Annotated in this window: 8 protein-coding genes; all 8 read left to right on the top strand. The window is 36.4% G+C overall.

Features of this window, described 5'->3' with window-relative positions:
* The first annotated feature begins 148 nt into the window (after positions 1-148).
* The 8 genes from MM236_RS13140 to MM236_RS13105 all read left to right on the top strand — a co-directional run bounded on the left by MM236_RS13140 (position 149) and on the right by MM236_RS13105 (position 12095).
* Entirely contained in the window at positions 149-1315 is a 1167-nt protein-coding gene (locus MM236_RS13140; protein ID WP_241275446.1) for a 1-deoxy-D-xylulose-5-phosphate reductoisomerase, read from the top strand.
* 3 nt (positions 1316-1318) lie between these two features.
* Complete coding sequence (gene rseP / locus MM236_RS13135) at positions 1319-2638, top strand: RIP metalloprotease RseP (RefSeq protein ID WP_241275445.1); 1320 nt, start codon at positions 1319-1321, stop codon at positions 2636-2638.
* Between the two features lie 104 nt (positions 2639-2742).
* Entirely contained in the window at positions 2743-3990 is a 1248-nt protein-coding gene (locus tag MM236_RS13130; protein ID WP_241275444.1) for a hypothetical protein, read from the top strand.
* Positions 3987-6008 (top strand): Kelch repeat-containing protein, encoded by a 2022-nt coding sequence (locus MM236_RS13125; protein WP_241275443.1) that lies wholly within the window; start codon positions 3987-3989, stop codon positions 6006-6008. The genes MM236_RS13130 and MM236_RS13125 overlap by 4 nt, the downstream gene beginning before the upstream one ends.
* Before the next feature lie 11 nt (positions 6009-6019).
* The gene (locus MM236_RS13120; RefSeq protein ID WP_241275442.1) at positions 6020-7195 is read left to right on the top strand and encodes an outer membrane beta-barrel protein; all 1176 of its coding nucleotides are present in this window, start codon (positions 6020-6022) and stop codon (positions 7193-7195) included.
* A gap of 4 nt (positions 7196-7199) precedes the next feature.
* On the top strand, positions 7200-9254 hold the full coding sequence (locus MM236_RS13115; protein ID WP_241275441.1) for a Kelch repeat-containing protein: 2055 nt from the start codon (positions 7200-7202) through the stop codon (positions 9252-9254).
* A 130-nt stretch (positions 9255-9384) separates the two neighbouring features.
* Positions 9385-11862: an endopeptidase La gene (gene lon / locus MM236_RS13110; protein WP_241275440.1), complete on the top strand. Its 2478-nt coding sequence runs from the start codon at positions 9385-9387 to the stop codon at positions 11860-11862.
* Positions 11859-12095, top strand: coding sequence for a hypothetical protein (locus tag MM236_RS13105; RefSeq protein ID WP_241275439.1), 237 nt, complete (start codon positions 11859-11861; stop codon positions 12093-12095). Before lon ends, MM236_RS13105 begins: the two co-directional genes overlap by 4 nt.
* The last annotated feature ends 91 nt before the right edge of the window (positions 12096-12186 follow it).

Raw genomic sequence — 12186 nt, 5'->3', positions numbered from 1 at the left:
CCAAATCGACGAAAAGTCAAAAAGACTGAAAAATCACAAGGAAAAGTCTTTGAACCTTGTAATTTTGTCAGACTTAAGGAAGGGTGAGAAAGTTAGATTTAAAAATATTGACTTATTTAAACCCAAATTGCCTAATACAAATTATTTCATGTCAGAAAAAAGAAGAGTTGCCATTTTAGGCTCTACGGGAAGTATCGGAACACAAACTCTCGATGTCATCAAATCAAACTTAGACAAGTTTGAAGTAGAAGTGCTTACAGCCCAAAACAATGCTGATTTGTTGATTCAGCAAGCCATCGAATTCAAGCCCAATTGTGTAGTCATTGCCAATGAATCGCTTTACGAAAAAGTCAAGGAAGTACTTCTTCCCATGGATATAAAAGTGTATGCAGGCGAAAAAGCATTGGCTCAGGTAGTGGAAATGGACACCATTGATGTAGTTTTGACAGCTTTGGTTGGATATGCAGGGTTGATACCAACGATCAAAGCTATAGAAAGTGGTAAGCAAATAGCTTTGGCAAACAAAGAGACACTTGTGGTAGCTGGAGAATTGGTCACCAAATTGGCAAGACAAAAAGGTGTAAATATATATCCTGTAGATTCTGAGCATTCTGCGATTTTTCAATGTTTGGTAGGTGAATTTCACAATCCCATAGAAAAAATCATCCTTACAGCTTCGGGAGGTCCATTTAGAGGAAAAGACAAAAAATTCTTAGAAACAGTAACTAAAGCCCAGGCACTAAAGCATCCAAATTGGGACATGGGTGCTAAGATCACCATTGACTCAGCTTCCCTGATGAACAAAGGCTTGGAAGTCATCGAAGCAAAATGGCTTTTTGGAATCAATGCAAATCAAATAGATGTGATTGTACATCCACAATCTATCGTACATAGTTTGGTTCAGTTTGAAGATGGATCTATCAAAGCGCAACTTGGACTTCCAGATATGCGTATTCCTATTCAATTTGCTTTGAGCTTTCCCGAAAGGTTGCGATCGGATTTTCCAAGGTTCGATTTCGTACAATATCCAAGTTTGACCTTCGAACAGCCCGATATGGATACATTTCAGAACTTAAGATTGGCATTTGAATCATTGGAAAGGGGTGGTAATGCGCCATGCATATTAAATGCCGCAAATGAAATCGCTGTGGCTGCATTTTTGCGGGAGGAAATTGGTTTTCTCGAAATGTCAGACCTTATTGCAAGTTCTTTGGATAAAGTGGATTTCATCAAACATCCAAGCTTGCAAGATTTTGTAGAGACAGACAAATTGACCAGAATTGTAACAGAAGAATTAATCAAGAGTAAAAAATAAATAATGGATACATTAATAATGGTAGGTCAGCTTTTGCTGGGACTATCTATTTTAGTTGGGCTACATGAATTAGGCCATTTGCTTACAGCCAAGATGTTTGGCATGAGAGTAGAAAAATTTTCAATAGGATTTCCTCCAAAAATCATAGGTTTCCAATGGGGCGAAACAGAATATTCAATTGGTGCTATTCCACTCGGAGGTTTTGTAAAAATCTCTGGGATGGTGGATGAATCAATGGATACTGAGCAAATGAACTCAGAGCCACAACCATGGGAATTTAGATCCAAACCTGCATGGCAAAGATTGATCGTGATGCTTGGTGGTATCATAGTCAATGTCATCACAGGTATATTAATCTTTGTTGCTTTGGTTTATCAAAAGGGCGAGACTTACTATTCCAAAGAGCAAATAATAGAGCACGGGATTGTAGCTTATGATATTGGCAAGCAAATAGGATTGCAGGATGGAGACAAAATACTCGATATCAATGGAGAGCCCTATCAGAGTCTTTCAGAAATAAGTGGCGGTGACGCGCTTTTGAGTACAGATGGGTATTATACCGTGGAGAGAAATGGGGAGATAATTCAGGTGAAAATCCCAAGAGGATTTATCAATTCCTTCTCTAATGAAGAAAGCATGTCCAACTTCATCCACATTAGGATGCCTTTTGATATTTTTGAAGTAACCAAGGGGACTGAGGCCGAAAGAGTAGGATTACAAAAAGGAGATAGATTTATCGAGGTAAATGGTCAGCCTGTCAAGTATTTTAACGAATGGCAGAATGCGTTAGCTGATGCTGCAAATACGGAAGTTTCAATTAAAATTGATCGAAATGGCCAAGAAATTGACAAAACTGTCAAAGTAGCTGAGGATGGAACTGTTGGGTTTATCACCAACCCACTATTAGAGCCTGTTTCCAAGAAGTTTGGATTTGCAGAATCGATTTCAAAAGGAACAGAAAAAGCTTTTGGGGTTGTGATAATCAATGCGAGAGCTTTGGGGCGGATGTTTACAGGTGAAGTATCTGCAAAGAATGTTTCCGGCCCTATCGGAATGGCAAAAATATATGGAAACAAATGGGATTGGACAAAATTCTGGAGCATTACTGGATTGATCTCTATGATACTCGCATTCATGAATTTGTTGCCTATTCCAGCTCTGGATGGTGGCCACGTAGTATTCTTATTGTATGAGATGATCTCAGGCAAAACCCCATCAGATAAATTCCTTGAAAATGCCCAAAAAGTGGGCATGGTAATGCTTTTGGCGCTAATGGTATTTGCTATTGGAAATGATATTTTGAAGCTTTTCACAGGCGGTTGATCTAGTCAACATAAAAAACATTTAGTAGGTCAAAGAAAAATTTCTTTGACCTATTTTTTTTGATTGATTTTTTGAGTAGAATTGGTGTAATTATTCCAATTCATATGACAAAAGTCTACCTCACCACACTCTTTGCACTTATTGTCATATGCCTGACAAACAATGCCTTTGCACAAAAAGACAAGCCTTCTGAAGACCAACTGTTTCTCAAAGATGGATCAAAAAAGCATGGGTCTATAAATTTCAATGAAAAGAAAGTGATCTATGAAATCAAACTTTCAGATCAAAACGGTGCAACCAACCTATACTCAGCATTAGAAATAGATAGCTTGATATTGGAAAACAATGAACTTTTTGTCTCTAAAGTACTAGATGAAAACAAAAAAGACGGAAAGCCCCAACTAGTCCAAAAGTTATTTCAAGGAGAGTTTGACCTATTGAAATCAGATGGAGATTACTACTTTGAGACTTCTGAAGGGAAAATCATCTCCCTAAGCGAGGGCAGCATTCCCGGTACAAACCTTATCAATAAAAGTGATAGAAAAATCAGAAAATACATTGGCATAATCAGCTTTCTCACCAAAGGAGAATGTGAGCTGGTATTGAAGGATCAATTGAACAGAATCACCCTAAAAGATCAAAGCCTGATTTCCTATTTGATCAATTATCACGAATGTAAGGGTGTAGCTTATAAATTATACTCAAATAACAAACCTAGGTTCAAGGCTAGCCTATTAGTTCAGGCGGGAGCTACAACTTCAATAAGCAAATCAAAGGACAATTCTTTGCCAACAAGCCAAAACCTTGAAAAGTCAATATTTCCTCTTTTTATGGTCGGTACAAGAATCAGTGCATATAGAGAATCCCCACGACTTTCGATGGACTTTCTCGTTGGTTTTAGTCCTCAAAGCAACACGATCCACTACTTTCATGAGAATATTAGAGAGCGTGTCACAGGAACAAGCATCTATTCGAATCAAGTGTTTTCAGCTCAATGGTTTGCAAACTATTCCTTTATAAAATCACGAAAAATAGACATCTATACAGGTCTTGGATTCAACACGAGGATAAACATATCTGAAAACGAATATTCCATTACTGACAATTTTTCGAAAAGTTCGAGCATAACAGTGATCAGTGAAGCTGAAACCGTAAAAATAACCCCTGTGACATTGAGTCCATCCGCCAAACTTGGAGCCATTTTAATAAAGTCCAAAAACAGCAGGCTCTCTGCTGAATTCATCCTTGATTATACTGCAAACAAATTAAATGTAAACCTGCCAAGGGCAGTTTACTTCTATGGTATCAATACTGGATTTGTCTTAGGTTATTCATTTTTATTAAAGAAATGATGAGAAAACTTCTAATAACTATTGGAATTTGCTTTGGTCTTTTTGCTTGCGAGGAAGAAAAATTACCTGAAGTAACAAACCCTAGACTCAGTGTTGCTTACATTCAGGAGATTGATTCCACAGGCGTAGTCTTTGCAGCAAATATTATTGATATCGGAAAGCAAGAAATTATAGAACACGGGTTTTATTATGGACCATCGGTAATAAATATCCTGCAAGCAGGAGATAAAATCAAAAAAGATGGAGCTCCTGAAAGTTTTTTTGAACTCAAGGCTACTCATTCTCTGGAGAAAGGAAAACAATACGCTGTAGTGGCTTTTATAAAGACAGCCGAAGGGATTACCCATTCACTTCCTACAACTTTCGTCAGTGATGGATCACCTAGTTTTATTTTTGATAGAATTGAATACAATGACAAGGTATATTTCAATGACACGATTAGAGTCTATGGCAAAAATCTTAGCCCAAAATTAGGAACTTACAAAGCAAAAATGAATGGTTTAGAGGCCAGAATTTCAGCGCTGGCAGATGAATATTTTGAATTCATTATCCCAGACAACCTAGACATTCAATTTGGTACGACTTCAAGGTTTGATTTTGAAATCTCTGGTAAAAATTTGACACTTCAGCTTCCATTCCAACTCAGAGAACCTGAGTTTGAAATCAATATCGAAAGATTCATTAATTTATCACAACCGGTAGTCTTAAAAGGAAAGTACCTCAGGTCCAACCCGTCTGAAATAAGAATAGTAAACAACCTATCTTCAAATTATCATATTTCTGGAACATTTACTGATTCCACAATTGTATTTGAACCTCGGGCTATTTTCCCCAATGACAATCCCTCTATAGTTGTCCAAGTTAGAGGTAAGGAATACATTGTAGAAAATAACTTTAAATTGCTTCCTAAATTTTTTGCCCCAAATCAAGTGATTAATTCATCATTTGGTGAAAAATTGATCATCAAAGGAAACAACTTCAACCCATACATTAGAGAATTAAACATTTTCAAAGTTGATAACGAAGACGTTATTATGAATATTCATGATGTACTAGAAAATGAAGTTGAAATAGTTTTTTTATCTGAGAAACCATTAGCTAACACTTCATTTAACTTATCTGTCGTGTCTCATGGCGAAACATCTACATCTACAGTACGAATTAATATGAAGGATTCAAGAACTCCAATAATGGACCTTAACCCCTCCTCTGTAAAAAAATTTCATACTATAGGGAATAAACTATATTACATAGTTGAAGGCCAAATAAACGAGATCGATATTCTAAGCAAAGTTCAAAAGGTTAAGGCACCAATACCAGTTACTTATTCCCCATTGGATTTCCCTGAAATTTTTTTGGCAAGCAAAGGGAAATTGTATTTCTCAGAAAGCATAAACTCAGATGAAGGTAATTTCAATTTATTTTATGAATACGATCCCATTAGCAACCAAGTGCTTTCATTACCTTTTATTCCTTCAGAACCGTTCCTTCAAAGATGGAGTTTTTCCCTTGGGGACTATATTTATATTGGTGGGGGAGAATATATCCAACATGAAAATAACTCCACAATTGTAGAAAAAACATATAGGTACAATGTGAATACAAAGGTTTGGGAAAGCTTTTCACCAAGTATCCTCCCTGAAAGTTCAAGTTTGTATTCATTTGACCATAATGGAGAAATATATGGTCTTCATGGAAACTACACCTTTGATAATCATACTACACTTTTCAAATACAACACTGTAAATAATCAATGGATTGAAATCAAGAAATTTAGTGCATTGCCATCCATCAGACAACATTCCCAAAGCTCTACGATAGGAGAACAACTCTTTTTTGCTACTAGTGAAAACTTGTACAGATTGAACATGAACACCTTATTAATTGAGCCATACATTATTCAAGGATTTGATTACTTAAGTACATTTCATTTAGGCACTACTATTGGCGATTCCTTCTATTACCCTATGAATATAGATGGTGTAATTAAATTAATTCAATTTAATCCTAACATTTAGGAACTTCCAAAATGAATCAAACTATCAAAACCACTCTCCTATTTATCCTCCTAATTCTTGGGAGTAAATTAGGAATCTGCCAAAACACAATTTCTTCAAAAGGAAATGTTATTACCAAAGATGCAGAAAACCTTATGGGAATTATTTCATTTGATCCAAACGATGAAATCACATCAATTGTATATGAAGATCTAAATGGGAATAAAAAAACATTTACTACAGATGATCTTTTAGGTATTCGGTTAAACGACGGAAGCTATTTTGTTCAACAGCCCAAAATCAAATCAGGGATTTTTGTACAAAAACTGTTTGAAGGAAAGTTGTCAGTTTACAAAAGCAAGAATCAGTACATCCTTTTTGACTATTATGAAAATCTAATTTTCCTCAACCCAAATAGCGGAGAAAGTGCCAAAAGGGAGAATTACAACACTCTTTTCACAATCACATCTGGACTGTGTAAAATCGAAAAGAACTTTCCATACAGAAAATTCAAAATGAATGATAAAACATTGATTTCAATTTTTAGAGAACAACATGATTGTGATAACGAAAAATACACCACGTATAACAAACAAACTATTGATGTCGATTATTCAGCAGCAATTGGCACTATGTTTCAAACTTCGCCAATTTTGGAAAGTCGACTCAGGGCATCGAGTAATCATAGTATATCCCCGATGATTCAAGTTGGTGGTAGATTCAAAAGCGCAAAACCGCAATACAAAAAAATAAGTCTAGACATTTCCATCTTGTGGAATCAATTCAACTCCGAGGTGATCGTCATAGAAGAGAACAGCACCAACACTATATCTTCTAAAGAAAAGACAAAAATACATGCACTAAACATTCCCCTAACGGTCAATTATTCATTTGCTCCAAGTGCAACTTTACAACCTTACATTGGGCTTGGTTTGATGCCATCAGTTCATGTAGGCAAGAGTGAAAATGGTGTTGTAAGTAGCTTAGAACGCAGCAATCAATATGAGACTCTTAGCGCAGCAGACATAGCTTCCGTCTCGGGTTTCACCTTTTCTCCTGTGTTGAAGTTAGGAGTAGTGATCAACAATAATATCATGGTAGAAAGTATCCTCGGACACACTCCAAATTTTCAACGATTGATCTCCTACTCAGATTCTAGCAAATTCAGCAGGCAATTTTTCACTTTTTCTCTGGGATATAAATTTTAAAAAAATGAAGAAAATCCATTTCGTTTTGTCTTTGATCATTTTGATGAGTCAGCTTTCATGTAAAGAGGATACAGAACTTGAGTTTAGCAGTCCAAATTTCAGTACCCCGTTTATAGGACAGATCAACTCCCAAGGAGTCGAATTTAGCTGTGAAATCTATGATTTTGGAAAATTCCCTATTGAAGAATATGGATTCATGTATTCTTCAGAGCCTGTTCCAAGACCAGAAAATGCGGAAACTATTAGTGCGCAAGGTTCACCATCAAGAAGATTTACTTTGATTGGAAATCATTCATTGCAAGAAAACAAAACATATTATGTAGTAGCATACCTAAAGTCAAGTAGAGGATATACTTTTTCTGGAAGTACTGAATTCGATAGCAGAGGAAGTAAAGGTTTTACAATATCAAGTATTGAATTCCCTGAACCTTTATATTTCATGGATACTATCAAGGTATCAGGGACAGGCTTTAGCCGATTCAAAGAAAACTATCTCGTAACTATCAGCAATACTATTGAAGTCGAAGTTTTTGAAACTAATGAGCACGGGTTCAAGTTTTTGCTGCCACATGAATTCGACTATATAAATAATGTTTTTTCTGAGAAAGAACTAAGGCTCGGTGTCAAAGTTTTTGATAAATCCGCTTCTATCAAAAAAGCATTTTCATTTCAAAAACCCACCTTCAATCTTCAAAACCCAAGAACTTACAATTTCAATGAAGAAGCCATCGTTACAGGCACATTTTTATATTCAGCCAAAGATTACCCCCTGTATATTGACGAAGAAGGAAACGAAAAACAATTACTTCCTAACTATATCAGCAATGACACTATAGCAATGATTTTACCATCAGATTTAAACTCCACCAACCCCACAATAAAATTCACAATCAGAGGGGAAGAGTACAATTTGAATAACCTATTCTTGGTAAATCCAACTGAGCTAAAGGAGAACCAATCATTTAGCATAAAAGCTATTGATGTTTTTAAAATATTTGGAACAAATTTCAATATTTTCTATCCCAATAAGCTTTTGATAAATGATAGAATTCCACTAACAAACCTATTTTATGCTTCCGAAATCAATGAATCAAGTATAAATCTTCAGACTTTCGACTTTACATATTTCAAAGACCAAGCTTTAGAGTTGGGTAGAGAGTTTGAGATTTCGGCAAAAAGTCTTGGAGTTATTTCGAAAAACAAAATTAAAATCACACTAACTGACCCTATAGTACCATATTTAAAGTTGCCAAGGAGATTTGAAGAAGAACTTTATGTCTTACAATTTGAGGAGAAAAACTACCTAATGTATGGCAATATTATACAGCAAATAAATCACCAAAACAAAACTATTTCAGCACTCAATCTTAGTATTCCGAATACGATAGGATTAGGCAATCTTTTTGTTCAATATATTGACAATGGTAGAGCAATCTTAGGCTCTTCCACCCTTAGTTTTCCCCAAACTATCGGCAGAACTTATATATTTGATTCAAAGACGAACAGTATTTCTAGGATGGCTGATTTCCCAAGTTCAGCTGGAATCTTTTTAGGGACGACTTTTATGAATGGAAAATTAACAGCGGATATTTCCTACCACAACGGTAAACCTAATCAGTACACAGAGAAATGGCAATTTGACTTAGCTAAAAATGAATGGGAAAAACTAAGTGAAAGCTCCAACGCTTTCGCTTATATAAGCTTCAATGACAATGGGGAAACTTATGCATTCAAGAGTACATTGTTAAATAGTGTTCAGTTAGTAAAGCTTGATCCAAGTTCAGGTGATTGGATAAATGTCTCTGGGGAAATCAACAACACTTTCTTCTCATATCGTTCAAATATCATATATCTAGACGGTAGTCCTTCTCTACTTACGAATGACGGGACGCTTCTTCAATTTGATCCTTTTACCAAAGAACTAAACATAAGAAGCTTCCCTAACTTATTTAGCTATTATTATCGAACTAACTTAAAAACATTATTTGAAAGGAATAATAAAGTTTATTTTGTGGATGATTTTGGATATATCATGGAAATAGACCTAGATCTACTCTAACCATCCCTGACAAATTGCCGAATAACATAACCTTGGCACAAGGCTTGAATTAATTGGAAGAACCTTCTTAAATTGGGGGTTCTTTCTTATTTTAAAAATAACATGACATTTTGACTGTCATATTGTCTATATGAACAACTTTGAAAATCAATTATACCAATCAATAATGGTAGGAGATTATGCTGGAGAGGGAGACCTTATCCAATTGATTACAGATGATGAAGGTGATGATATCAATCAACAAGATAACTACTCTTCCGAAATCCCAATTTTATCAGTGAGAAACACTGTTTTGTTTCCTGGAGTAGTCATTCCGATTACAGTTGGGCGACAAAGATCCATCAAGCTTGTAAAAAAAGCCCAAAAAGGTGATAAACTTATCGGAGTCTGTGCTCAAATCAACCCCAACAACGATGACCCATCCTGGGAAGACATCTACCATGTGGGTACTTTGGCAAAAATCATCAAGATGATCGTACTTCCTGACGGAAATACCACGATCATTATACAAGGAAAAAAACGATTCAAAATCACAGAAACACTTACTGAAGACCCTTATTTCACTGCCAAAGTAGATTATCTGGAAGAATCTTTCCCCAAAAACAGCAAAAAAATCCAAGCTTTGGAGGAATCTTTGAAAGATTCTGCTGCTAAAATCCTGCATCTGAATCCAGAGATCCCCAGAGAAGCACAAGTCGCCCTTGACAATATTGACAATACACCCTTTCTCACTCACTTCCTTTCCTCCAACATCAATGCTCCTGTAGAAGCAAAGCAGAAATTGCTGGAAATCAATGACGGTGTAGAAAGAGCTACTTTACTGTTGGAGTTCATGATGAAGGATATCCAGATGCTGGAGTTGAAAAGTGAAATTCAAAAGAAAGTACATACAGATATCGATCAGCAACAGCGCGATTATTTCTTAAGACAACAGATGAAAGTCCTTCAAACTGAACTTGGAGAAGAAGGACCGGAAAAGGAAGTAGAGGAGCTTAGGATCAAAGGCGCTGTCAAAAACTGGCCGAAATCCGTAGAGCAGCATTTCGAAAAAGAATTGGATAAAATACTAAGAATCAACCCTTCAGCTGCAGAATATCCGATAGCGCTCAATTACGCCGAGACACTTGTAGAGCTTCCTTGGAATGAGTTTACAGTTGATAATTTTGATTTGAAAAGAGCCAAATCTATTTTGGACAAAGACCACCATGGACTCGAAAAAGTCAAGGAAAGAGTGATTGAATACTTGGCAGTTCTCAAATTGAAAAACGACCTGAAAGGACCAATACTTTGCTTATATGGCCCTCCTGGGGTAGGTAAAACCTCTCTTGGTAGATCAATTGCTAAAGCTTTGGGAAGAAAATACATCAGGATGTCGCTAGGTGGCGTCCATGACGAAGCTGAGATCAGAGGTCACAGAAAAACCTACGTTGGAGCAATGCCTGGCAAGATCATTCAAAACATGAAAAAGGTCAAAACAAGCAACCCTGTCTATGTATTGGATGAAATTGACAAATTGAATTCTGACTTTAGGGGAGATCCTTCTTCAGCATTTTTGGAAGTGCTGGATCCAGAGCAAAACAGTACATTTATCGACAACTATCTTGAAGTGGAATACGACTTGTCGAAGGTTCTTTTCATTGCCACTGCCAACTCACTAGATTCCATACAGCCCGCTTTGCGCGATAGAATGGAAATCATCGAAGTAACCGGATACACAATGGAAGAAAAGTTGGAAATAGCCAAGAAGCATTTGATTCCTAAGCAGAGAAAAGAGCATGGCCTAAAAGCTACTGATATCAATTTTGACAAAAATGCCATTGTAAAAATCATCGAAGACTACACACGAGAGTCTGGAGTAAGAAGTCTTGAGCGAGCGATAGGAAAAGTAGTGAGAAACATCACCAAATCCATTGCTATGGAAGAGGAATACAATAAAAAAATCACAACAGAGGCCGTTCGTAAAATCTTGGGAGGAGAGATCTTTGACAAAGAAATGTATCAGGACAATAGTGTCGCTGGAGTCGTGACAGGCTTGGCTTGGACATCAGTTGGTGGTGAGATTTTATTTATCGAAACTGCTTTGAGTCGTGGAAAAGGCAAATTGACCCTTTCTGGCCAATTAGGTGATGTAATGAAAGAATCTGCCATGACGGCTCTATCATATCTGAAATCAAAAGCTGAAAAGCTCGGTATTGATTACCGGGTATTTGACCAATACGATTTGCATGTACACGTTCCTGCTGGTGCTGTTCCTAAAGACGGGCCATCTGCCGGTATCACTATGCTTACAGCAATGGCTTCTTTATTTACTCAGCGAAAAGTGAAAAACAAAATCGCCATGACTGGGGAGATTACCTTGAGAGGCAAAGTAATGCCTGTTGGAGGAATCAAAGAAAAGATATTGGCTGCAAGAAGAGCCGGACTGAAAGAAATTATCCTTTGCCAAAAAAACAAAAGGGACATTGAGGAAATTGATGAACAATACATCAAAGGAATCACTTTCCATTTTGTCGATAAAGTTGAAGATGTTTTGGAAATAGCTTTGATGAATGCAAAAGTGAATGACCCTATGAAATTCACTTTTACGAATGAAAACAAATCCAATTGAATCTAAAGTCCCTAGTTAACAGATTGACTTTGCTGAGATTTTTGCAAAAATCCCATTATGAAAAAATTGGAAGTACCCAACTTATTTTGGAAAATCATCCTTTGATGTTTATAATCAAGCACTTTAGGATAGCTGCAGACTTCTTAATCCCGGATTTCGATTTCCTAAGGAAAAATAGTGTGGCTACTTTTGAATTTGATTTTGAAGGTTTGCATGTTACAACATTGGTATGAGTATCAATTCCCCATCAAAGTCCTTCTATTCTCATCAAATTTGGGATTTTCACAGTAAATAATAAATCAAGGACGTTTTAACGTTAAGAAA

The organism is Belliella calami, assembly GCF_022549695.1.
Taxonomy (GTDB): domain Bacteria; phylum Bacteroidota; class Bacteroidia; order Cytophagales; family Cyclobacteriaceae; genus Belliella; species Belliella calami.
This window is presented reverse-complemented; position numbering and strand designations above follow the sequence as displayed.

Bases quoted from the DNA above. Each gene is read 5' to 3' on its own strand.
- MM236_RS13140 (WP_241275446.1), top strand. From the start codon at position 149: ATGTCAGAAAAAAGAAGAGTTGCCATTTTAGGCTCTACGGGAAGTATC.
- rseP (WP_241275445.1), top strand. From the start codon at position 1,319: ATGGATACATTAATAATGGTAGGTCAGCTTTTGCTGGGACTATCTATT.
- MM236_RS13130 (WP_241275444.1), top strand. From the start codon at position 2,743: ATGACAAAAGTCTACCTCACCACACTCTTTGCACTTATTGTCATATGC.
- MM236_RS13125 (WP_241275443.1), top strand. From the start codon at position 3,987: ATGATGAGAAAACTTCTAATAACTATTGGAATTTGCTTTGGTCTTTTT.
- MM236_RS13120 (WP_241275442.1), top strand. From the start codon at position 6,020: ATGAATCAAACTATCAAAACCACTCTCCTATTTATCCTCCTAATTCTT.
- MM236_RS13115 (WP_241275441.1), top strand. From the start codon at position 7,200: ATGAAGAAAATCCATTTCGTTTTGTCTTTGATCATTTTGATGAGTCAG.
- lon (WP_241275440.1), top strand. From the start codon at position 9,385: ATGAACAACTTTGAAAATCAATTATACCAATCAATAATGGTAGGAGAT.